Here is a 22,935-nt window from a genome sequence, read left to right as displayed (position 1 = left end):
TTCTAGGGCACTCTTACGGTAAGGGGGAGGCGCGCGCCGCGGCGCTCGAGGAGGAGCGTGACGCTGTCGCCGGAGCGTATGCCGGACAGGGTGCGTGCGGCATCCCGGGGATCGGAAAGCGGTCGTCCGTTGGCGGAGATCAGCACATCGCCCGGACGCAGCCCGCTGCGCCGGAACAGATCGCCGCTGCCGGCGGGGGAGAGGACCAGCCCCTCTCCGGTCTCGCGCGCAGCGAAGGAAATCTCGTCGGACAGCGACGCGCCGGCGCCTTCGGGACCCGGCGGGCGCCGGCGAAAGGGCGACGGCGTCGATGACGGTGGGGCGGCCCGCACGACCTGCGCGGGTTCGCTCTCGTCCATGTAGAGGACCTCTTCGCGCCCCCCGCGGCTCAGCACCACATGATCGCGCTCCACGCGCGCCAGCACGAGGCCGGGCGCGACCTCCTCGCCGACGGCAAAGCTTCGCTGCGGGTCGTCTTCGCTGCCCAGGATCGCCGCACCCCGGCCGCTCGCGCGGTCCTCGCGAACGCCGTAGAGAGTGAGGTCGCTGTCGGACACCGTCGCGGGGCCGCCGCCGCTGCGAAAGCCGAAGACCGCGTCGAGGCCCGTGAACTGCACCGGCTCGGGCAGCGGCGCGGTGACCTCGGCGCGCCAGACGCCGAACGGGCCGATCGGCCGGAAGATCGCCCAGAAACAGCTGGCAACCGCCAACGCGACAAGCGCGATCAGCAGCAGTTCGCCCGCACCATATGCAGTGCGCACGCTGAAGCGCCGGCCGCTGTCTCCCGTCCTGTTCGCCATCTATCCCCGCCTGTCGGTAGGCCGTGCCGCCTAAGTCTGCATTATGACAGAAGCGCGTCAGGCTAAAGCCCCGGCCCGAATCGCCGCTCGCGCGACGCCCCCCTCGACGATCATGGAACGGCGCTCGCCGCCGCCAAATTGCAGCGCGGCGCGATTCGGGCTGTCCGCCGGGGATGCCGCGATAGTATGGCACTCTCGCCATGCGCTTCAGCCGCTTATCCCCCGCCGCTCCCGTCTCCGCTTTATTGGCAGCGCTGTTGCTTGCCGCTTGCGAGGAGGCGCCGCCGCGCGTGGAGGCATCGGACGGAGCACGTCGGGCGGCCACGACTGGCATGCCGGCGCAGGACGCACCCGCCCCGCAGGTTCCGGTACAGGCATTTCCCGACGGTCTCCTCCTTGTGGGCATTTCCACCGACGGCGGCGGCGCGATCGTCGCCGATACGGAAGGGGGGCAGCGCTATATTCGCGTGGGCGGCCGGCTTGCTCCGGGCTGGTCTCTGACCGCGACCGACCGCTACGGGGCGACATTCAGGGCAGAGGGCGAGCAGGCCGAGCGGCGACTCGCGCTTCCCGCCGAGCCTGACGGCCGCGCTTCCGCGACCGCTGCTACAGAGAGTCCCTCGCGCGACCGGCTGGCCGCCGCCCTTGAACTTGAGATGGAAGCGGCACGCGGAACGACGGGCGGCCGCGGGCGCAGGTTCCTGACCGACCCACCGCCGCTTCTCGCGCGCGCGGGCGTAAGAGAGGGTGATATCCTTCTCACGGTGGACCAGGAGCCCTTCGACCGCAGCGAGGACATCGCCGACTTCATCTACCTGCTGAATGAGCGCGAGAGCGTTCCCATCGAGATCGAGCGGGACGGCCGCCGTATCGAATTGCGGGTCCGCTAGCGCCCCCGATTTTCGGCACCGCTAGCCGCCCCGTTCTCCGGCCCGCTATCTCGACCGCTCCGACAGGCGCGCCGCCTCCGGCCAGTTTCGTGTAACTTTTGTTTCCGTTCGGTTGCGGATTGATGAAGTTTCACCCGGAATCGACGGCTCGGGCTGCGCTGTCACAAAACTCTCACGACCGCATCCTACCCGCCCCCCTGCGTGGCGGTGAGGGGCGTACCTTGCCGGCCGCAAGATCTAATCCTGTGACCAAAAAGGTGGCATTCATGTCCTACACGCGCTCACTCCTTCTTCTCGGCTCTGCCATCGCTCTCGCGAGCTGTGGCGCCGACGACGTGGCGTCGCCCGGCGGCGGCGTGATCGTCGTTCCGACCCCCACGCCGACCCCCACGCCGACGCCCACTCCCACGCCGACCCCGACGCCGACGCCCACCCCCACGGGCGGCGCGGCTGACGAGTGCCCGACCGGCCTCACCGACACCGGTGAAATCCTCGACTACGGCACGGCGTCCGAGACGGACGATGCGCGCGTCTGCCAGATCTCCGGCACGCTCACGAGCAGTCTGCGCCTGCAGGCGGTTCCGGGCGTGGTCTACTCGCTGTCCGGCCGCGTCCAGGTCGGCACCGACGTCGGCCCGACCGACTCGCCGGTTGCCGGTTCGTCGACCGCTGCTCTCACCATCGACCCCGGCGTCGTGCTCTTCGGCTCCTCCGGCGCCGACTTCCTGCTCGTCAACCGCGGCTCGCAGCTGTTCGTGAACGGCACCGCCGACCGCCCGGTCGTCATGACCTCGCGGTCCAACATCGAAGGTACGGTCGGCCCCGACTCGATCGGCCAGTGGGGCGGCGTCGTCATCCTCGGCCGCGCGCCCTTCTCCGACTGCGCCGGCGGCGGCACCATCGAAGGTGACGAGAACTGCACCGGTGCCGTCGAGGGCACGTCGAATGCCTTCTTCGGCGGCAACATCCCCAGCGACAATTCCGGTACGATCCGTTACCTGCAGGTCCGCTACCCGGGCTTCGAAGTCACCACGGGCAACGAGCTGAACGGCATCACCATGGCCGGCGTCGGTTCGGGCACGACCTTCGAATATGTCCAGGTCGCCAACTCCTCGGACGACGGCATCGAGAATTTCGGCGGCACCTTCAACGCGAAGTACATCGCGCTGACGGGCAACGACGATGACAGCTTCGACACCGACTCGGGTTATCGCGGCTACTTCCAGTTCGTCGTCATCACGCACCGCGAAGCCGGCGGCGACCATGTCTGGGAAGCGGACTCCAACGGCGACGAGAACAACCTGCCGCGGCAGTTCACGCGTCTGGTCAACTTCACGCTGCAGGCCAATGACGGCACGTCGATCCTGCTGCGCGGCGGCGGCGACTACGGTCTCTACAACGGCATCGTGGTCGGCGACGAAACCGACAGCACCTGCATCGACATCGACGGCAACACCACCGTCCAGCCTGCCGACACCAACCCGGACGACGGCGATCTGCAGGAAGTCGGCCCGCCGATCTTCGAATCGGTCGCCTTCGACTGCGTCAACACCGCGTCCAGCGACGATGACGGCATCGACGACGTGTCCTACCTCGCCGGCGACAACAATGTTCTCGACTTCGAGAACACGCTTACCGGCGACTTCGGCCTTGTGAACGGCCCGAACGAGACGGCTCTGACCGCCTTCGACGTCACCACGCTCAGCGACTTCCTCACGGCGGTCGACTATGTGGGTGCCGTGGAAGAGGGCGAGACGCCCTGGTTCGCCGGCTGGACCTGCGACATCGGCGGCGCCGGCGCATGTAGCGCACGTCCGCAGACGCGCACCGAAGACTAAGGCCGCTCGCGGTTCAAACAGGGCGGCGGCTTCCCTCGGGGTGGCCGCCGCTCTTCTTTCACTATCTCTGGGATATCCGAGCGATGACGAAACGACTTTCCGCTGCCAGCATCCTGATGCTGACGACAGCTCTTTCGGCGCCGGCCGCGTTCGGCCTGGCTGCCGCAGCGCAAACGCCCCCGCCGCCGACCACGTCCACCCCCGCGCAGCCGGGCGACGAGGAGCTCGACACCACGGCGGAAGATGTACAGGAAGCCACGCCCGGCGCGGCGGATATCGAAGAGCCCGTCGGCCCGCCCGTCGAGGTCTCCGGTCCGACCGGTGGCGGTGACGGCAGCGTCATCGTCATCCAGGGTCGCTACATCCCCGAACCCGTTCGCGCGTCCTCCGAAGTCCTCAGCGTTCTTTCCGCCGAGGACATCGCCCGCACCGGCGAGGGCGACATCGCCTCCGCGCTGCAGCGCGTCACGGGTCTCAGCCTCGTCGGTGGCCGCTTCGTCTATGTTCGCGGCCTGGGCGAACGCTATTCGCTCGCCCTTCTCAACGGGTCGCCGCTGCCCAGCCCGGAGCCGCTGCGCCGCGTCGTCCCGCTCGACATCTTCCCGACCAGCGTCATCGCCTCGTCGGTGGTGCAGAAGTCATACTCGGTTGCCTATCCGGGTGAGTTCGGCGGCGGCGTCATCAACCTGACCACCCCCTCTATTCCCGAAGAAACCTTTCTGACCTTCGGCGGGTCGGTCGGCGCCAATTCGGAAACGACGTTCGAGACCGGCTATACCTATTTCGGGTCCGACCTCGACTTCCTCGGCTTCGACGACGGCTCGCGCGACATTCCCTTCCCGCTCCAGAACGCCATCGACAATGGCCTCGGCGGCACGTCCTCGACGGTAACGCCGGAACAGCTGACCTCCGCCACCCTGGCGCTCAACAATGCGTCCACCACGCTCATTCAGCGGAACGACGACATCCCCGTGAACGGCGCCGTCGATCTCAGCTTCGGCACCGCCATCGACATCGGTTCGGACCGTCTCGGCATCATCGCGACCGCGGGCTGGGACAACAGCTGGATCACGCGCGGCGGCACCGAACAGTTCGTTGCCGGCATTTCGCAGGACGCGGACGGCAATCCGGCGCTTCTCGCCTCGCAGGGTGAGGATTTCCGCTTTCTCGAAACGAACAACCGCATCGTCGTGAACGGCCTGCTCGGCCTCGGCTACGAATTCGGCGAGCACAAGGTCCGCTGGACGAACCTCTACATTCGCGACTCGCTGAAGGAGGCCCGCATCGCGGTCGGCTCCGACGGCATCAACGTGGATCCCGACACGCTGCTCAACCGCAGCCGTACCAACTGGTTCGAACGCCAGCTGATCGATACCCAGTTCGTTGCCGAGTTCGAATTCGACGATCTCTCCATCGACCTGCGCGGTACCTATGCGAACACGCAGCGCGAAGCGCCCTATGAGCGTTCGTTCAGCTACGAGTTCGACGAATCGATCCAGGCCGATTTCGACCCCACGACCGTTCCCGAGCTCGTCGAGCTCGGCTACACCGAACAGGTGGTGGTAAACGGAGCGTGGGTGAACGACCTTCGCTCGAACGGCCAGAATGCCTTTCTCGCCTTCTCCGACCTCAGCGAGGATGTCTATGCGGGGTCGGCCGACTTCGCCTACGTCCTTCCGACAGACCGCGAAATCATCCTCTCGGCCGGCGCATCCTACGGCGAGACGAAACGCGATTCCTCGCGCTACAATTTCCAGTACCGCACCGACCAGCTGCTGCCGTCGACGATCGCGCAGCTTCGGCCCGACTTCCTCGTCTCCGACTATGTCGTGACGCAGTACGGCGTGACGCTTCGTGAGAATTTCGAGGAAGTCACCCGCTACGAGGCCGGCCTCGACGTTCTTGGCGTCTACGGCCAGGTCGAGATGGAGCCGATCGACTTCGTTCGCCTGACGGCCGGCGTCCGCTACGAGGATGCGAGCCAGACGGTCGAAACCTTCGATCCGGACGGCGGCGCGGGCACCGGCGGCTCGGCCCAGCTTCAGAACACGAAGCTCGAGGAGAATTATTTCCTCCCGGCCGGCACGCTCACCTGGAACTTCGCGGAAAACATGCAGTTCCGGCTGGCCGCGTCGAAGACCATCGCCCGCCCGCAGTTCCGCGAACTGGCACCGCAGCAGTATCTCGACAACGAGTCGAACCGGACCTTCATCGGCAACCAGTTCCTCACCGACTCCGAACTGCTGAACTTCGAGGGCCGCTTCGAATGGTACCCCTCGCGCAACGACCGCGTCAGTCTTGCCGGCTTCTACAAGAAGATCGAGGACCCGATCGAGGCCGTCGCCATCGTGCAGGGCCAGACCTTCTTCACGACCTTCTCCAACGCGCCGGAAGCCACGCTGTTCGGCGGCGAGATCGAGCTGCAGAAATATTTCCCGCTCTATGACTGGGGCATCGAGGACGGCTTCCTGTCCAGCCGCAACTTCGTTGTCGTCGCCAACTACACCTACACCGACTCCGAAGTCAGCGTGGATGCCAGCGACACGGTCATCTCGAACCAGACGGGCCAGCCGATCCCGGCGACGACCTATTTCATCGACGGCGAGCCGCTCGTCGGTCAGTCCGACCATATCGCCAATCTTCAGATCGGCTTCGAGGACGAGGATTCGCTCTCGCAGCAGACCATTCTCCTCACCTATGCGTCGGAACGCGTGACCAGCCGCTTCACCGGCTCGCTGCCGGGCGGCGAACGCGTCGCCATTCCGTTCGTCGAAGATCCGGGCATCAATCTCGATCTGGTCATCCGTCAGGGCTTCGAGATCGGCGGTATCGGCTTTGAGGCGAAGTTCGAGGCCCGCAACCTTCTCGACGAGGACTATGAGGAGTTCCAGGAGCTCGGCAACAGCCGCATCGACCGGAACGTCTACGACCGCGGACAGAGCTACTCGCTCGGCCTGGCGGTGAACTTCTAGGCGGCGGCCTTCTGGAGGGACGTCGGACGGCCCGGCCGTCCTGATAGCTGAGAAGAGGGGCGGGAGTGCGGCGCACTCCCGCCCCCTTTCGGTTGCTCCGCCCGTCGCCGATCCGCTCGCGGCGGCAAGCGCAGGCTCAGGGCGCAGGCTCAGTGCGCGCAGGCGATGCAGCGGGTGATGGCCGGATCCAGCCGCAGCCGCCGATCCGCGATGAGGTCGCCGCACGACAGGCAGTGGCCATAACCCTCCGGATCGTCCTGCAGCCGCCGAAGCGCCGCTTCGATCCGCGCGAGTTCCTGCTGCCGCCGGCCGTCCTCCGCCCGGCTCATCGCCTGCTGCTGCATCGCGTCCATCCGGCTCAGCCGCCCGACCGCCTGCTGGTCGAGCCGCACCGGCGCCCGTGCCTCCTCGCTTGCTTCCGCGAGCTGCTGGAGCTCTTCGCGTCGCTCCAGAAGCAGGCGCTTTGCCTCCCCCGGTGCAAGGACCATCAGTTCTGCAGCAGGCCGATCGCAGCCGCGGTCATCGCCGCGGCCCCGGTGGTCACGGCGGTCTCACCGTCCACCCGGAAGAAGGGGGAATGATGCGAGGCGACGGGGTCGCCGCCATTCTTCTCGGCTTCCAGCTCCGCCGGCGGGGTTCCGCCCACACTGAAGTAGACACCCGGAACGTCGGTATTGGGCGCCACGAAATAGGCGAAGTCCTCCGCGCCCATGCCTTCGCGCGGCTGCTCCATCAGCGCATCGGGACCCAGTGCGGCTGCCAGCGCGCTGCGCACCCGCTGCGTCGCCGCCTCGTCATTCACGGTAACGGGCGTCGATTCAAAGCCGTATTTCACCTCGGGCAGGCGATCTTCGGGCAAGCCGTACATGCGCCCGACATTGGTCGCGATCCGTTCGATCCCGGCAATCAGCGTATCGCGCACCTCATTGTCGTCCGACCTCACCGTCAGCTGCAATTCGGCGGTGTCGGTGATGATGTTGTGCTTGAAGCCGGAATGGAAGCTGCCGACGGTCACCACACCGGGGTTCAGCGGCGCGATCTCGCGGCTCACCAGCGTCTGCAGCGCCATGACAATCGTCGAGCCGATCACGATCGGGTCCTTGCCCTTGTGCGGGCTGGCACCGTGCGCACCGACGCCGTGGATCGTGATGTCGACGCTGTCCGAGGACGAGGAGCTGATACCGGGGTCCAGCAGGATCTTGCCTGCCGGGACGCCTGCGGAGACATGCCAGGCGATGGCATAGTCGGGCTTCGGAAAGCGTTCGTACAGCCCGTCCTCCATCATCGCCTTTGCGCCGCCGATACGCTCTTCCGCCGGCTGCACGACGAAGAGCGCCGTTCCCGACCAGTCGTCGGTACGCTCGGCCAGCGCCTGCGCCGTCGCGACAAGCCCGGTGATATGGGTGTCATGGCCGCAGGCATGCATCACCGGCTTCACCACGCCGTCGATATCTTCCTGCGTCGCTTCGGATTCGTAGGGCAAGCCGCTATCTTCCTCGACCGGCAGGCCGTCCATGTCGGCGCGCAGAAGCACCGTCGGCCCCTCCCCGTTCCTCAGGATGCCGACGACGCCCGTTCCGCCGATACCTTCGGTCACCTCGAGACCGGCCGCGCGCAGTTCGGCGGCCATGCGCTCGGCCGTTTCGAACTCGCGAAAGCTCAGTTCCGGGTTCTGGTGGAAATGGACGAACAGCTCGTCGAGGCCGCCGTCCCATTTCGACTGCATGACCTCCTGCAGGTCGCCCGTCTGGGCAAGGGCGGGGGCCGCGCTGGCGGCAAGCAGAAGAGCGGCGAAAGATTTGAACATGACAGAAAGTCCCCCTCGAAAACGCGAACAGGGGCGAACAATAATCCCGCGCCGGGCCAAGTCCATCCCGCGCGTCAACTCGCCCGCTTTATCCTATGTAAAAGACTGAACTTTCGGAACTTTCGCGGCGTCTCAGGCGATGAAGAGCGAACATCTCTGAAAGTGCCTGCCCATGAGCTTCACGCAGTTGCATCCGCCCGTCCCGCTCGATGTCGAGGGTCGCGGCAAGGGCCTCGCCTTCGCCGTCATCGACTATGGTCCCGAACATAATCTGATCTGGGTCACCGCCATCGACGACACGGGCGAGATCTGGTGTGCGCCCAACCCGAAGGTGCGGATGCAGCGCAACTGGACGCTGGGCCGCGACATGCCCGCACCCGCTCCTCATGCCCCCTTCGGCGTCGCCGCCGAATAGCGCTCCCCGAGAATAGCTTACCCGAACAGCGCGCTTCAGGTCGCCGCCGCTAGTCGCAGTCGCCGACGCGCGTTCCCGTCGCTTCCGCGGTAATCGTCATGCGGCCCATCGGCCCGGCGTCCATCGTCACGACCGACGTCGTTTCATAGCTGTCGTCGGTATAGCTGCCCGACATCTCCATCCGGCCGCTGCCGCCTTGCGGGAAGTTGCAGACCGCGACGGCGTCCATCGTCCCGCCCTCCAGCGAGAACCGCTCATAGTCGCAGGCGCTTTCGCTCGACTTGACCAGGTTCTCGGGCGCGCTTTTCAGGTCCTCCGCCGTCACGCACTGCTGGTGCGACTGCGCCGGCCGGCTCATGATCCGCTGCTTGATCATGTTGGTCATCGCCTCGGGCATTGAGGACCCGCCAAGTTCGACGCCTGTCGTACGGCCCTCGACGTCCCACAGGCCCGGCTTCGGCATCGCCGCGGCGGCGCTCGCAGCGGCAGCGGAAATCAGCGCGGCGGATGCCAGGGCACCCGCGCTCGCGGTGAATGAGAAACGCATGAAACTCCTCCCCAGGATGTGCGGCGCCCGGTGCGGATCGCCTCGAATCGCTGGCGAGCTTCGCGCCGCATCCCCATATTGTCCAGATGGCCGATATCGCGATCAGAACCAGCGTCAACGACCCCGAGGACATGCCGGTCTTCCAGCCGCACCGGCCGGAACGCCCCGAGAAGTCGGAGGGCGGCCAGCGCTTCGAACTGGCATCGGACTATGAACCGTCGGGCGACCAGCCGCGCGCCATTGCCGAGCTGGTGGAGGGCATTCGCGACCAGGACGAGCGCAGCCAGGTGCTGCTCGGCGTCACCGGCTCGGGCAAGACCTTCACCATGGCGCAGATCGTGCAGGAGGTGCAGCGCCCCACGCTCGTCCTTGCGCATAACAAGATTCTCGCCGCGCAGCTCTACGGCGAGTTCAAGCAGTTCTTCCCGAACAATGCGGTCGAATATTTCGTCAGCTATTACGACTATTACCAGCCCGAAGCCTATGTCCCGCGCTCGGACACCTACATCGAGAAGGAATCCTCGATCAACGAGGCCATCGACCGGATGCGCCACTCCGCGACGCGCGCGCTTCTCGAGCGTGACGACGTCCTCATCGTCGCCTCGGTCTCCTGTCTCTACGGCATCGGCTCGGTCGAGACCTATTCGGCCATGACTTTCAAGCTGAAGAAGGGCGAGAGCGTCGACCTGCGCGAGGTGATGCGAAAGCTTGTCGCTCTTCAGTACAAGCGCAACGATACCAACTTCGTGCGCGGCTCCTTCCGCGTGCGCGGCGACACGCTCGAACTCTATCCCTCGCACCTCGAGGACATGGCCTGGCGCATCAGCCTGTTCGGCGACGAGATCGAGGAGATCGCCGAGTTCGACCCGCTGACGGGCGAAACCGGCGCGAAGATCGACAGTGTGAAGGTCTACGCAAACTCGCACTATGTGACCCCCGGCCCGACGCTGAAACAGGCATCCACCGCCATCAAGCACGAGCTTGCCGAGCGGCTGAAGGAGTTCGAGGCGGAGGGCAAGCTGCTCGAGGCGCAGCGCCTGCAGCAGCGCACCGAGTTCGACCTGGAAATGATCGCCGCCACCGGCTCCTGCGCCGGCATCGAGAATTACAGCCGCTTCCTCACCGGGCGCCTGCCCGGCGAACCGCCCCCCACCCTGTTCGAATATCTGCCCGACAACGCGCTTCTCTTCATCGACGAGAGCCACCAGACCGTGCCGCAGATCGGCGCCATGAGCCGCGGCGACTATCGCCGCAAGCTGACGCTCGCCGAATATGGCTTCCGGCTGCCGTCCTGCATCGACAACCGCCCGCTGAAGTTCGAGGAATGGGACGCCATGCGCCCGCAGACGACCTTCGTCTCGGCGACGCCCGGCAAGTGGGAGCTGGAACAGACCGGCGGCGTCTTTACCGAGCAGGTCATCCGCCCCACCGGCCTCATCGACCCGCCGGTCGAAATCCGGCCCGTGGAAAGCCAGGTCGACGACCTGATCGGCGAAATCCAGGCCACCACCGAAAAGGGCTATCGCACCCTGGTGACGACCCTCACCAAGCGCATGGCCGAGGACCTGACCGAATTCCTTCACGAGGCGGGGATCAAGGTCCGCTACATGCACTCCGACGTCGAAACGCTCGAGCGTATCGAGCTGGTGCGCGACCTCCGTCTGGGCGTCTACGACGTGCTCGTCGGCATCAACCTGCTGAGGGAGGGGCTCGACATTCCCGAAACCGGGCTTGTCGCGATCCTCGACGCCGACAAGGAGGGCTTCCTCCGCTCCGAAACCTCGCTCATCCAGACCATCGGCCGCGCCGCCCGCAATGTGGAGGGGCGCGTCATCCTCTATGCCGACTCGATTACCGGCTCGATCGAGCGAGCGCTGCGCGAAACCGATCGGCGGCGCGAAAAGCAGATCGCCTATAATCAGGAACATGGCATCACGCCGCGCACCATCGCCAAGAATATCGGCGACATCATCGCCATGGCCGATCCGTCCGGCGACCGCTCGGGCAAGGCGAAGGGTCTGCCCGGCGAGAAGAAGGACGAGGCGCCGGGCGCCGGTCACAATCTCCAAGCTTACATCAAGGAGCTGGAGGAGAAGATGAAGACGGCCGCCGCCGATCTCGAATTCGAGGCCGCCGCGCGCATCCGCGACGAAATCCGCCAGCTCGAAGCGGACGATCTCGGCCTTGCCCCCGACCTGCAGGTTGCCCGGCCAACCGGCCGCGCCACCGAAGGCAAGCCCGGCACGCGCAAGGATCGCTACGGCAAGACCCGCAAGCGCAAGATGGGAATCTAGCTTCTAGCGCACATGTCCCCGCCATGCGCCCGTGCCTTGAAACTCGGCCGGCCCTCCGCTTTAGTTGATGTGGGGCTCGGCGGGGACGGACATGAGTTGGAAGAAAGCGCGGCGGTACCACTCCCCCGCCTATTGGGTCGACCGCTTGTTCAGTTGGCGCAATCCGCGCCTGTTCCGCCTGCGAATCTGGCTCCGCATTCGCTGGCTCCGGTTCCGCGTCTGGCTCAAGGAGCCGAAGGGCACCGAGGTTCGACAGCACGTCAAACGCCCGCTGGCGCTCGCCCTGCTCGGCCCCGCCATTCCCGCCCTCACGATTTTCGTCCTGTGGATTTTCCTGCCTGAGCAGGTAGCAGGGGTAGGCCGCGCCTTCGACCGCCTCCTGACTGGTCCCGACGCGCCGGCACTTCAGTGGCGGGAGGCGGCGCAGCTTCTCCTTCTTCTTGTCGGCCTGCCCTCCGCCTTCATGCTCTGGTGGTTTCGCGACATCCATGTGAACCGGACGCTGGAAAACCAGCGCAAGGATGTGAACCTCAAGGAGTTTCAGGAAATTCAGGCGCGTGCTGCGGGTGCCCTCGATGACAAGCTGCCGCAACGTGCCCGAGAAACCATGCAGATCGCTGCCGTCCATCAGCTCAGTGGATTTCTCGCAGGCGAATATGGCGCCAGTTTCCAACGCCCGGCATGGGAGCTCTTGCGCGCAAATCTCATCGCAAGTTCGGAGCGGATAGGAACCCGGCATATCGCCGACCAAATCGCGGCGTGGCACCGCAACGAGGGCAGCCTGTCCGGAACGCCCGCGCAAGACTTACGGGCGTCTGTTCAGGAAGCCCTCCACAATCTGAACGACGACCGGGTGGGGGACGCGGAGCGCGCCCTTATTCACGATGCGTGGCCGCGCATATTTACGAAGACACGGCGCCTTTCACAGACTTGCTTTGATCGCATCGTTTTGCCGCGCGGTGCGTTACTCGCGTCGCGCGACTTGTCGCGGTGCTCATTTATCGGCGCGAACCTCCGCAGGGCGCATCTCGAGGGCGCGGACCTCGGCTGGGCGCATCTCGAGGGCGCGAACCTCGCCTGGGCGCATCTCAAGAGCGCGGACCTCTATGAAGCTCATCTCGAGGGCGCGGACCTCGGCTGGGCGCATCTCGAGGTCGCGAACCTCTGCGGGGCGCATCTCGAGGGCGCGAACCTCCGCAGGGCGCATCTCGAGGGCGCGAACCTCGCCTGGGCGCATCTCGAGGGCGCGGACCTCGGCTGGGCGCATCTCGAGGGCGCGAACCTCATCGGGGCGCATCTCGAGGGCGCGAACCTCCGCAGGGCGCATCTCGAGGGCGCATATTTCGACGCAAATACCGCGCTCGGAAAGGGGTGGGATCGGCTCGACGATTGGCAGCGCATAGCTGTCTGGCAGAAATGGACTGACGCGGGTGCGATCATGGTCAATGCCGACGGACACCCTCTCCCCATCGGTTGACGACGCGCGGCGCGTGCAGGATAGCCGTGGCTGAACTTGCACATATCCGGGGGTTTCACTGCATGACCGTTCGCCGCCTTCTTCTTGCCGGGGCGCTGTGTGCGCTTGCGCCCGCCCTGCCCGCCGCCGCGCAGGACACGCCCGCCGCGTCCGACGCCAATGCCGCCGCGCCGCGGGAGATCGACCCGCAGGTGAAGGCGAAGACGATGACCGGCACCTTCGGCGGGGAGCGGATCACCTACACCGCCACCATCGGCGAGACGGTGCTCGAGGCGAAGGACGGGAAGCCCGAGGCGGTGATCGTCACCACCTCCTATGTGAAGACGCCGCGCGACGCCTCGCGCCCGGTCTTTTTCCTGTTCAACGGCGGTCCGGGGTCGGGCTCGGTGTGGCTGCAGATGGGCGCCTTCGGTCCGAAGCGCGTCGCCATCCCCTCGGACGCGCGCGACGACGGCGCGCCGCCCTATCCGCTGGTCGACAACCCGGCCAGCCTGCTCGACGTCGCCGACCTCGTCTTCATCGACCCGCCGGGCACCGGCTTCAGCTACCTGACCGAGGGCACCGACCCGGAGAAATATTACGGCCTGACCGAGGATGCCGAGGCGGTCGCCGCCGTCATCCGCCGCTGGCTGAACGACAATGGCCGCTGGAACAGCCCCAAATTCCTCGGCGGCGAGAGCTACGGCACCACGCGCACCGCGACCGTCGTCAACGAGCTTGAAGGCTCCACCTTCAACGATGTCGGCCTCAACGGCCTCATCCTCATCTCGACCATTCTCGACTTCGCCGCGCGCGAGCCCACGCCGGGCAACGAGATGGCCTATATCGTCACCCTGCCCAACATGGCGACCGCCGCCTGGTATCACGGCAAGGTGGAGGCGCCCTCCGCGCCTGCGATCGCCGAGGAGGCGCGCCGCTTCGCCATCGGCCCCTTCGCGGCCGCGCTTCTGAAGGGACAGGACCTTCCCGCCGCCGAGCGCGCCGCCGTGCGCGCGGAGCTGTCACGCCTCACCGGCCTCAGCGAGGAATATCTCGACTATGCCGACCTGCGCGTGACCGCGCCGCGCTTCTACAAGGAGCTGCTGCGCGACCGGCGCCTCACCATCGGCCGCCTCGATTCACGCTATACCGGCAGCGACTATGACAATGCCGGCGAATATCCCGACAACGATCCCAGCTTCTACGGCATCGACGCGGGCTACACCGCCGCGATCAACAGCTGGACGCGCGAAACGCTCGGCTTCGAAACCGACCGCGAATATCAGGCGATCGGCCGCGATCCGGGCCGGCAGTGGAACTGGTCGCTCGAGGGTCAGGGCCGAAACGCCTATCTCAACGTGGCACCCTATATCGGCCGCGCGCTGCGCGAAAATAGCGGCCTTGCCGTCTTCGCGGCGCAGGGCTGGTACGATTTCGCGACGCCCTTCTTCGGCGCCGAATATTCGCTCAACCGTACCGGCATCCCGCAGGACCGGATCGAGTGGCATTATTACGACGCCGGGCACATGATGTATGTGCGCGACGAGGACCGGGCGAAGCTGTCGGACGACATCCGCGCCTTCATTCGCAAGCAGCAATAGCCGCGCGGGCGGGGGACAGGTCCGCAGCGCTTGCCGCCGGGCCGCCCCCTCCTCGCCCCCGACCGCACACTGAACGCATCACTGGACGCGCCGCTGAACGCATCTGAACCTGGCGGCGCCTCGGCGGTTGGTGCGGCAAACGTCTCATCCTCCCCCTGTCCAGGAAGGTCTCTGCATGTCCGCCTCCTCCCCGCCCGCCACCGTCTTCGGCTCGCGTCTGCTCGTGTCCCGCGCCGATATCGCTTCGGCAAAGGTGGACGCTGCGGGCGAGGCGCCTGACCCGGGCGAGGGACGGGCCCTGTTCCGCGTCGAAAGCGCCGCGCTCACCGCGAACAACGTCACCTATGCCGCCATGGGCGAGGCGATGGGCTATTGGCGCTTCTTCCCGGCGCCCGAGGGCTATGGCACGCTTCCGGTCTGGGGCTTTGCCGAGTGTACCGCCTCGGACGTCGACGGGATCGAGACGGGCGACCGCTTCTACGGCTACTGGCCGCTCGCCGAATTTCTGCTGGTCGAGGCCGACAAGGTCACCGCGAACGGCTTCTTCGACCCGTCCGAGCATCGCCAGGGCCTCGCCGACGCCTATAACCAGTATAGCCGCCGCGAGCGCGCGGCAGACCGGGCCGAGGACGCCGCAGAGGCCGAGGCGATCGAGGCGCTGTTCCGGCCGCTGTTCACCACCGGCTGGCTGATTGCCCGTGCCATGCACCGGGCCGCCGACTACGGCGCGGAGCAGGTCGTCCTGTCGAGCGCGTCGTCGAAGACCGCGCAGTCCGCCGCCTGGACCTTCGGCGCGCGCGGGGAGGGTGAGGACCGTCCCGACCTGATCGGCCTCACCTCACCCGCCAACGCCGATTTCACGCGCGCGACCGGGCTCTACGACAGCGTCTGCACCTATGACGGGCTGGCGGAGATCGCCGGCGACCGGCCGACCGTCTATATCGACTTCGCCGGTGGAACGGAGCTTCGGCGGCAGGTGCACGAGCGCTTCGGCCCGCGCCTGAACCGCTCGATCGCCGTCGGCGCGACGCAGTGGGACGAGATGCGCCTCGGCGCCGAGATGCCGCCGCCCGAACCGAAGATGTTCTTCGCCCCCGATGCCATCGACGACGAAATCCGCACCTTCGGGCGCTCGGGCTATGCCAAGGAGCTGGAGGACGGCTGGAGCGCCTTTGCCGACTGGGTACGCCCGCACATCTCGGTCCGCACCGTCGAGGGGCTCGACGCGGCGGCCGAGGCCTACCGCGATCTTGCCGCGGGCCGTGTCGAGGGCAGCTCGGGGCTCATCGTCCGGCCCTAGCGGCCGGCAAGCCGCCGATCAGGAGGAGGTGCCGACCCGGCCCGTTACCGTCGTTTCGGGCGGCTCGGTCAGGCCGAACTCCTGCATGCGCTGCCGGTAATTTTCCTGATAGGCCTCGACCTCGGCGAAATGCTCCTGGAAGATGGCTTCCATCTGCGCCAGCGACGCCAGCGCATAGGCGTCGAGGCCGTCCGCGCTCAGAGCCAGCGCCTCGGTCAGGTTGCGCCGCGCCATCGGGCAGAAGGTGCCGAGCGTGCCCGGCCGCGCAAAGTGATTGTACAGCGAGGTCATGTGGGTATCGCGCACGCGCGGCCCGTCGCCGCCATGCTCGCGGCGGAACTTCGCCTCGATGGCGCTGTTCGCGTTGCGCAGCGGCTCGGCGAAGGTCTTGATGAACTCGTTATATTGCGGCGCCAGGTCGTACCCCGGCAGGTGCCGGCAGCTCAGCGCGGCGACGTTGAGCGCGGAGCGGAAATGGAACAGCTGCTCCAGCGGGCCGATGTCGCTGTTCGGCGTCTCGTACCCGCCCGCCGCGGTCTTCGGCGGCAGCTCCATCGCGAAATAATAGGGATCGGGCGGCTCCAGCGTCGGTGCCGGAGCGGGCGGCGGTGGCGGCGGAGGTGGCGGCGGCGCGGGCGGCTCAGGCTGGCTGCAGGCCGCCAGGCCCAACATGGCGATTCCGACGCACAAACCCCAGCGCATACCCTACTCCTTGCCGCGCGGCCCCAAGTCACTTGCGGTCCGGCCTCGGATGGACAGACGCCGGTCGCGTCACCGACCTCTCAGCATCCCCGCAATTACGCAAGTCTGAACCGCGCCGCATGCAGGGCGTTCATGTAGTTGACAACTCGCCGCCCTCCCGCAGGTCTATGTAGATGAACCGTCTGTTTCCCGGCCTCTCGCGCCTTTCCGGTTATCGCGGTCAGGACCTTGTGTCGGATGTGGTGGCGGGGGCGATCCTTGCCGTTCTCCTGGTGCCGCAGGCCATGGCCTACGCACAGCTTGCCGGCTTTCCGCCGGAAACCGGCCTCTACACCGCCATTGCCCCCGCCTTTCTCTACGCGCTGTTCGGCACGTCGAACCATGTTTCCGTGGGACCGGTGGCGCTCGCGTCCATCCTTGCCGGCGATGCCGCGGCGCGGTCCGGCCTGCCGCTGATGCAGGCGGCGGAGATCGTCGCGCTCGAAACGGGCATCATGCTCCTCTGCCTCGGGGCGCTCGGTCTCGGGCGGCTCGTGAACTTCGTTTCGGAGCCGGTGCTGCTCGGCTTCCTGGCCGCGATCGCCATCCTCATCGGCGTCAGCCAGCTCGGCGCGCTCCTCGGGCTCGAGGCGGAGCGCGGCGGAACGCTCATATCCATGATCGACGGGCTTCTCGCCGCCCCCGGCGGCATAGACGGCTGGACGCTTGCGATTGGCGCGGCCGCCCTCGCCCTTCTCCTGCTCGCGGACCGCTTCGCCGAAATCGTCCTCTGGCGCATGGGGGTCCACCCGCCCTGGCGCACCGCGCTTGCAAAGTCGGTCCCCTTTCTCGTCATGGTGCTTGCCGCCGTCGCCGCCGCGCTCGTTCCCAACGTGGCGACGGTCGAGCGTCCGCCCTCCAGCCTTCCGCCCATTTCGCTGCCGCCTCTCGATCCGCAGCCCTGGATTTCGCTGCTGCCCGCCAGTGCGATCATCGCGATCGTCATCTTCGTGACGGGAACGGCGGTGGCCAAGTCGCTCGCCGGACGCAACCGGCAGGCGCTCAGCTCCAGCGGCGAGTCCATCGCGCTCGGCGCGGCGAGCGTGGCGTCGGGCCTTACCGGAGGCTTCGTCCCGGGCGTCAGCCTCAGCCGCTCCGCTCTTGCCAATGAAAGCGGCGCGAAGACCTCCTTCTCCTCCGCCTTCGCTGCCCTCATCGTGCTCGGCGTTCTCCTCACTCTCGCCGGGCCGCTCAGCCTGCTGCCCGAGGCGGCTCTGGCCGCGCTCGTCATGTCCGCGGTTGCGGGGCTGGTGAAATGGGACGAGATCCGCAGCGTCTTCCGCCATTCGCGCTTGGAGGCGGCGATCATCGTCCTCACCTTCGGCGCGACGCTGCTCCTTGGCATCCAATGGGGTCTCGGCATCGGCGCGCTGGCGGGCATCGCTGGCTTTCTCTGGGCGTCCAGCCTGCCCCGCGTGACCCGCCTCGGCTATCAGGAAGAGGCGCATCACTACCGTTCGGTGGACCGCGACGAGGTGGAAGTGAATTCGCTGCCGGTGCTCGTTCTGCGCATCGACCGGTCGCTCTTCTTCGGCAATGTCGGCCGCTGCGAGGACGAGCTTCTGCGCCTGATCGCCAAACATCCCGATGCCCGCTGCCTGCTCATCGACATGAAGGGTGTGAACGACATCGATGCGAGCGGCCTCGCAATGCTCGAGCGGCTCGTCTCGAACCTTGAGGAAAAGGACCTGAACGTCGGTTTTGCCGTGTTAAAACGACCGTTGCAGCGCTCGTTCGAACGCAGCCTCGAACTCAGGCCATGCAATATCTACGAGGATGTTGAGAAAGGGGTCGAAGCCATGCGCGCGGAATGCCGCAAACGCGACCGCTCGGATGTCACCGAGCTCATGGCCTCGAACCGGGTGGCGGGCTACTGAAACGCCGGTCGGCGGTTAAAGCCGCGACGGAAGCTGGAACTCGCCGTGCATCAGCGTGCAGCCAACGCCCGTCCGCACCAGCACGCCGACCAGCCGTGGATCGTCGAGTTCACGCAGCTTGGCTTCCACCTCGCCCATTGTCATCGATCGCAATTCCGCCTCGCCTTGGGCCGCGGTCGCGGCCAGCGACGCCAGCTTGGTCCAGTCGTCCTCGGTCAGCGGCTCCAGCCCTTCGCCGATACACTGGGCGTGGGGCTGCGCGAGACCCCGCGCTCCCAAGGCGAGTTCGATATCCTCGGCCGTCGGTTTGCATGCGGTCAGCGCGATTCCGGCCAGCACGGCCAACGCAACTGCCTGAACAGATTTTCTGGACATTATCCCTCGACCGCCTGCGAGCCCCGAAAGCTCGCCGAATAGTCGACCGAGACTGAACGGCCGATGAGCGCTGCCGGCTTAGCCCGAGATGACGCAGCCGGCTGCGGCGCGGCCCATCACGGCAACGATCTCGCTGTCGCCGATGCCGCCGAAGCGGTCCGCCACGTCGCCAACGGTGATATCGTCGAAATCGTCGTCCAGCGCTTCGGAAAAGTCCGCTACCCGGCGAAGCTGCGATCCCGACAGATTGTCGACCATGCGCTCGGCCATGCAGTCGCTCAGGCCGCCCGGCAGGCCCAGGTCGGTCAGGCCGCGCGCGATCTTTGCCTCCTGCGTATTGGCGCACGCACCCAGCGCCGCTACGGCGCCCACCAGCAGCAGTTTCGGAAGATATTTCATCGGCCGGTCCCTTTTGTCGTTCGTCGAAGGGATAACGTGCCGCGCCCTGAATGGGTGCAAAGCGCCTCCCGGCGATGCTATATCGCGCGCATGCCGCTCTGGTCCGGACTTCTTCTCACCCTCGCGACCGTCCTTCTCATGGAGGGCTTCGCCTATGGAATGCATCGCTGGGTGATGCACGGTTTCCTCTGGTCGCTGCACAAGTCACACCACGAGCCGCGTCAGGGGATCTGGGAGGCGAACGACTGGTTCGGCGTGATCTTCGCCGTGCCGTCCATCCTTCTCATCTTCCTCGGCACCCAGACCTCGCTGTGGACCGGGCTTGCGTGGATCGGCCTCGGCATCGCCCTCTACGGCCTCATCTATTTCGTGTTCCACGACTGGCTGGTGCATGAGCGGCTGCCAAGCCGCTTCGTCCCGAAGTCGGCCTATATGAAGCGCATCGTGCAGGCGCATAAACTCCACCATGTCGTGAACACCAAGCATGGCACCGTCAGCTTCGGCTTCCTGTGGGCGCCCCCCGTTTCGGTCCTGAAGGCGCAGCTCGCCGAAAACCGGAAGCGGGGCGAGGCCGGCCTGCGCGCGCCGCGCGGACCCTCGGCGGCCTGAGCAGTCCGTGAACGGCCCGGGGGACCGGCCGCTCGTTCGCGGCGCCAACCGGCTGTTTCCGTGGTTGTGGGACCGGGGCTACGCGCCGCCGCCACAAACGACCCCTGACCGCGTGATGGAGGAGGCGGCCGCACGGACCGGGCTGTCCGACTTCGGCGATCGGGCCTTCACCAGCGCGCTCGATGTCCTCTGCCGGGCGCAGGAAGAGGAAAGCGGGCTGACCCCGCTTGGCCGTGTCGTCGCCCATGGCGGACTGGTTCAGGCCCTCTCCCAGCGGCTTCTCGCGGTCGAGTGGCTGAAGCGTCATCCCGAAATCGCCGACGTTCCCCTGGCCTCGCCAATTATCGTTCTCGGCGGCATGCGGTCGGGCACGACGCGCCTCCACCGCCTCCTTGCGCTCGACCCGCGTCTCTCCGCCACGCGCTTCTTCGAGGGGCAGTTTCCGGCGCCGCCTCTTGGCTTCTCGCGCGGGGGCCGCGACCTTCGCCCGCTGAAGGCGCGCGCCTTTCTTGCCGGCAGCGACCTTGCCAATCCCGCGCTGCGAAAAATCCATCCCATGCGCCCGCGGGAGGCGGACGAAGAGCTTCCGATGCTCGAGCTGTCGATCTGGGGCGCGCAGATAGAGGCGCAGCGGCCGGTCCCCTCTTTCCGCAGCTGGAGCGAAACCGCCGACGCACGCCCCGCCTACCGTTTCCTGAAGTCGCTGCTGCAATTGCAGACCTGGCTGCGCGGCGAGGACGGATCGCGCCCACATATTCTGAAGACTCCGCAATATAGTCAGGACCTTGCGGCCCTCCTCGAGGTGTTTCCCGACGCGCGCATCGTCGCCATTCACCGAGATCCGGCGCGCATGACGGCGTCCGCCGCCTCGCTGGCCTGGAACGTCATGGCGCTCGTCTCGGGCACGGTCACGAAGGACTGGTGCGGACACGAATGGCTGCACAAGACCGCCTATCGCGAACGCACGGCCGCCGCGGTACGCGCGGCCAATCCGCATGTGCCCGCGATCGACGTCAGCTTCGCGGACATGAACGCGGACCCGATCGAGGTCATGCGGCGCGTCTACGGCTTTCTGGGTCTCGGCTGGTCCGAAGAGGTCGAACGCCGGCAGCAGTCCTGGCTCGCAAGATCCCGGCGGCGCGGCGATCATGGCCGGCACCGCTATTCGCTTCAGGAATTCGGCCTGACCGAGCGCGACATTGCTGCGGCTTTCCCCTCGCGCAGCCCTGCCTGACTGCGCCGCCGCGCCGGCAGCCGCCACCACGGCTCGCCGGGGTACAGGTGATGCTCGTGATGATAGCCGCCGAAGTGAAAGCAGGTCAGTGCCGACAGCCAGTCGGGCAGCTCGCTCGACCGTGCACGGTGCCGGTCGGGAAATGCGCTGCGGCCTTGCCGATGCGGCAGATAGGTGCCGAAGGTGAACAGCTGCAACAGCGCCAGCAGCGCCGGCACGGCCCAGAACAGCACGATATTCTCCAGCCGCGCGCCCAGCGCCAGATAGGCCAGCGCGACCAGCGTGATCCGCCCGATCTGACCATGGGTGTAATAGGTTGCGAAGAAACGCTTCAGCCAGGGCCAGAATCGGCGCGGATTGTCCGCGTTGAAATCCGGGTCGTGCGCGGTGCCGACATGCTTGTGATGGGCGAAATGCTTGGGCGCCAGCCGGTCGTAGCTCAGGCCGGCATAGATCATCAGCGCGATCCGGCCGATGCCCCGCTGCATATGGGGAAGGCCGGGCGCCAGCGACCCGTGCATCGCGTCATGGGCAGTAATGAACAGTCCCGTCGACAGCCAGGCCTGCAACAGGATCAGCGCCGCTGCGAGACCCGCCGGCTCGGCGCGCAGGTCGAAGGCGAAGATGGCGAGGAGATGCACCGCCAGCCAGCCGGTGATGATCGCCGCCGCGATGGCGAGCCCGATCCGCGTCTGTGCCGTCCGGCTCACGGTGTCCCGCGTCCGGCCGCGCTCTCGATACCGCCGCCCTGCTCGGCTTCCGCAGCCGCCATCAGCGGCGCGGGCTCGCGCCAATGTTCGGACGTCTCGAAGCGCCACAGGTCGCCGCGCCCGCTCAGCGGCACCGGCACCGGGTCCGCCTTCGCGTCCTGCCGCGCCGCTGCGAGCATGCCCAGCTTCTCGAACAGGCCGGTCCGCTGGCGCTCGTCCCAGGCTTCCGGCCCCGCATCGCGGATATGGTCGCCGATGGCGCGGTACACTTTCTTGGCCGTCAGCACGGCCCACGCGGCCTCGAAGGGCAGATGCGTGGCGCCCGCCTTCGCGCTGGCATAATAGCGGTCGGCAAGGCCGAGCATCCGCTCGGTCACATGGCTCAGCGCCAGCCGGTTCTCCGGGCGCGCATGTTCGCCGGGCGACAGGTTTTCCCGCACCAGCCACTCGGTCGGCAGGTAGCACCGGTCGCGCGCGGCATCCTCGACCACGTCGCGGCAGATATTCGTCAGCTGGAAGGCGATGCCCAGATCGGCGGCGCGGGCCAGCACCTCCTTGTTGTCAGCCTCTACTCCCATGACGATCGCCATCATGCGGCCCACGACGCCGGCGACATGCTCGCAATAGTCGAGCACGTCCTCGATCGTGCGGTAGCGCCGGTCGTGAACGTCCATGGCAAAGCCGTGCAGGTGGCGCAGGGGCAGCTGGTGGGGCAGGCCGCACTCCAGCGCGACCGCGCCGATCGCGGCAAAGGCTCCCGTTTCGCTTGCCGGGTCGTCCAGTCCCGCCTTCGTGCGCCGGCGCAGGATGTCCAGCCGCTCCGCCGGCTCCAGGTCGCTTTCGACCTCTCCCATGCCCAGATGCTGGCCGTCGATCACGTCGTCGCAGTGGCGGCACCAGGCATAGAGCAGGCGCACGCGGCGTTTGGTCTCCGCATCGAACAGGCGGGAGGCGAGGGCGAAGCTCTTCGACCCCTTCGCGATCGAGCGAGCGGCCCATTTGTCGAGATCGGCGGACGTCATCCTTCGGCCCTAGCAAGAGGCCCGCCTCTCAGCGAGGGGGCAAATCCG

At 66.8% G+C, this 22,935-nt stretch carries 20 protein-coding genes; 11 read left to right on the top strand and 9 right to left on the bottom strand.

Features of this window, described 5'->3' with window-relative positions; genetic code table 11:
* Positions 1 to 2: 2 nt before the first annotated feature.
* Positions 3 to 800: a type II secretion system protein N gene (locus tag KCN53_RS14290; protein ID WP_088713553.1), complete on the bottom strand. Its 798-nt coding sequence runs from the start codon at positions 798 to 800 to the stop codon at positions 3 to 5.
* A 332-nt stretch (positions 801 to 1,132) separates the two neighbouring features.
* On the opposite strand from KCN53_RS14290, the gene KCN53_RS14285 reads away from it, so the two are divergent.
* The 3 genes from KCN53_RS14285 to KCN53_RS14275 all read left to right on the top strand — a co-directional run bounded on the left by KCN53_RS14285 (position 1,133) and on the right by KCN53_RS14275 (position 6,500).
* A complete protein-coding gene (locus KCN53_RS14285) occupies positions 1,133 to 1,690 on the top strand; it encodes a PDZ domain-containing protein (RefSeq protein ID WP_088713554.1) in 558 nt (185 codons plus the stop codon).
* Positions 1,691 to 1,956: 266 nt separating this feature from the next.
* Entirely contained in the window at positions 1,957 to 3,528 is a 1,572-nt protein-coding gene (locus KCN53_RS14280) for a hypothetical protein (RefSeq protein ID WP_172406318.1), read from the top strand.
* An 83-nt stretch (positions 3,529 to 3,611) separates the two neighbouring features.
* On the top strand, positions 3,612 to 6,500 hold the full coding sequence (locus tag KCN53_RS14275) for a TonB-dependent receptor domain-containing protein (protein WP_088713557.1): 2,889 nt from the start codon (positions 3,612 to 3,614) through the stop codon (positions 6,498 to 6,500).
* 149 nt (positions 6,501 to 6,649) lie between these two features.
* On the opposite strand, the gene KCN53_RS14270 is transcribed toward KCN53_RS14275, so the two are convergent.
* Together KCN53_RS14270 and KCN53_RS14265 are read right to left on the bottom strand one after the other, a co-directional pair.
* A complete protein-coding gene (locus tag KCN53_RS14270) occupies positions 6,650 to 6,988 on the bottom strand; it encodes a TraR/DksA family transcriptional regulator (RefSeq protein ID WP_088713558.1) in 339 nt (112 codons plus the stop codon).
* A complete protein-coding gene (locus KCN53_RS14265) occupies positions 6,988 to 8,307 on the bottom strand; it encodes an amidohydrolase (RefSeq protein WP_088713559.1) in 1,320 nt (439 codons plus the stop codon). The genes KCN53_RS14270 and KCN53_RS14265 overlap by 1 nt, the downstream gene beginning before the upstream one ends.
* Positions 8,308 to 8,479: 172 nt before the next feature.
* On the opposite strand from KCN53_RS14265, the gene KCN53_RS14260 reads away from it, so the two are divergent.
* On the top strand, positions 8,480 to 8,722 hold the full coding sequence (locus KCN53_RS14260) for a hypothetical protein (protein WP_088713560.1): 243 nt from the start codon (positions 8,480 to 8,482) through the stop codon (positions 8,720 to 8,722).
* Between the two features lie 49 nt (positions 8,723 to 8,771).
* On the opposite strand, the gene KCN53_RS14255 is transcribed toward KCN53_RS14260, so the two are convergent.
* Entirely contained in the window at positions 8,772 to 9,269 is a 498-nt protein-coding gene (locus KCN53_RS14255; protein ID WP_088713561.1) for a DUF3617 domain-containing protein, read from the bottom strand.
* An 86-nt stretch (positions 9,270 to 9,355) separates the two neighbouring features.
* Here KCN53_RS14255 and uvrB point away from each other — a divergent pair, with 86 nt between their 5' ends.
* The 4 genes from uvrB to KCN53_RS14235 all read left to right on the top strand — a co-directional run bounded on the left by uvrB (position 9,356) and on the right by KCN53_RS14235 (position 15,920).
* On the top strand, positions 9,356 to 11,563 hold the full coding sequence (gene uvrB / locus KCN53_RS14250; protein ID WP_088713562.1) for an excinuclease ABC subunit UvrB: 2,208 nt from the start codon (positions 9,356 to 9,358) through the stop codon (positions 11,561 to 11,563).
* A 91-nt stretch (positions 11,564 to 11,654) separates the two neighbouring features.
* Positions 11,655 to 13,040, top strand: coding sequence for a pentapeptide repeat-containing protein (locus KCN53_RS14245; RefSeq protein ID WP_207790654.1), 1,386 nt, complete (start codon positions 11,655 to 11,657; stop codon positions 13,038 to 13,040).
* A gap of 62 nt (positions 13,041 to 13,102) precedes the next feature.
* A complete protein-coding gene (locus KCN53_RS14240) occupies positions 13,103 to 14,620 on the top strand; it encodes a S10 family peptidase (protein ID WP_088713564.1) in 1,518 nt (505 codons plus the stop codon).
* Positions 14,621 to 14,795: 175 nt separating this feature from the next.
* Entirely contained in the window at positions 14,796 to 15,920 is a 1,125-nt protein-coding gene (locus tag KCN53_RS14235) for a DUF2855 family protein (protein WP_088713565.1), read from the top strand.
* Positions 15,921 to 15,938: 18 nt separating this feature from the next.
* Here the strand turns inward: KCN53_RS14235 and KCN53_RS14230 are convergent, their stop codons facing one another.
* Positions 15,939 to 16,622 (bottom strand): hypothetical protein, encoded by a 684-nt coding sequence (locus KCN53_RS14230; protein ID WP_088713566.1) that lies wholly within the window; start codon positions 16,620 to 16,622, stop codon positions 15,939 to 15,941.
* 173 nt (positions 16,623 to 16,795) lie between these two features.
* Here KCN53_RS14230 and KCN53_RS14225 point away from each other — a divergent pair, with 173 nt between their 5' ends.
* On the top strand, positions 16,796 to 18,538 hold the full coding sequence (locus tag KCN53_RS14225) for a SulP family inorganic anion transporter (protein WP_088713567.1): 1,743 nt from the start codon (positions 16,796 to 16,798) through the stop codon (positions 18,536 to 18,538).
* A 15-nt stretch (positions 18,539 to 18,553) separates the two neighbouring features.
* On the opposite strand, the gene KCN53_RS14220 is transcribed toward KCN53_RS14225, so the two are convergent.
* Complete coding sequence (locus tag KCN53_RS14220; RefSeq protein WP_143712279.1) at positions 18,554 to 18,913, bottom strand: hypothetical protein; 360 nt, start codon at positions 18,911 to 18,913, stop codon at positions 18,554 to 18,556.
* Positions 18,914 to 18,991: 78 nt separating this feature from the next.
* Positions 18,992 to 19,312, bottom strand: coding sequence for a hypothetical protein (locus KCN53_RS14215; RefSeq protein WP_088713569.1), 321 nt, complete (start codon positions 19,310 to 19,312; stop codon positions 18,992 to 18,994).
* A 90-nt stretch (positions 19,313 to 19,402) separates the two neighbouring features.
* Here KCN53_RS14215 and KCN53_RS14210 point away from each other — a divergent pair, with 90 nt between their 5' ends.
* A complete protein-coding gene (locus KCN53_RS14210; RefSeq protein ID WP_088713570.1) occupies positions 19,403 to 19,921 on the top strand; it encodes a sterol desaturase family protein in 519 nt (172 codons plus the stop codon).
* A gap of 7 nt (positions 19,922 to 19,928) precedes the next feature.
* On the top strand, positions 19,929 to 21,155 hold the full coding sequence (locus KCN53_RS14205; protein ID WP_143712280.1) for a sulfotransferase family protein: 1,227 nt from the start codon (positions 19,929 to 19,931) through the stop codon (positions 21,153 to 21,155).
* Here KCN53_RS14205 and KCN53_RS14200 read toward each other — a convergent pair.
* Both KCN53_RS14200 and KCN53_RS14195 read right to left on the bottom strand, forming a co-directional pair.
* Positions 21,092 to 21,865 carry a fatty acid desaturase gene (locus tag KCN53_RS14200; RefSeq protein ID WP_224199752.1) on the bottom strand — a complete coding sequence of 258 codons (774 nt, stop codon included), beginning with the start codon at positions 21,863 to 21,865 and terminating at the stop codon, positions 21,092 to 21,094. The genes KCN53_RS14205 and KCN53_RS14200 overlap by 64 nt on opposite strands.
* On the bottom strand, positions 21,862 to 22,887 hold the full coding sequence (locus KCN53_RS14195; protein WP_088713572.1) for a phytoene/squalene synthase family protein: 1,026 nt from the start codon (positions 22,885 to 22,887) through the stop codon (positions 21,862 to 21,864). Before KCN53_RS14195 ends, KCN53_RS14200 begins: the two co-directional genes overlap by 4 nt.
* Between the last annotated feature and the right edge of the window lie 48 nt (positions 22,888 to 22,935).

The organism is Pacificimonas aurantium (assembly GCF_020092905.1).
GTDB classification, from domain to species: Bacteria; Pseudomonadota; Alphaproteobacteria; order Sphingomonadales; family Sphingomonadaceae; genus Pacificimonas; species Pacificimonas aurantium.
The sequence above is the reverse complement of the archived record's forward strand: the minus strand, read 5'-3'. Positions and strand labels throughout refer to the sequence as shown.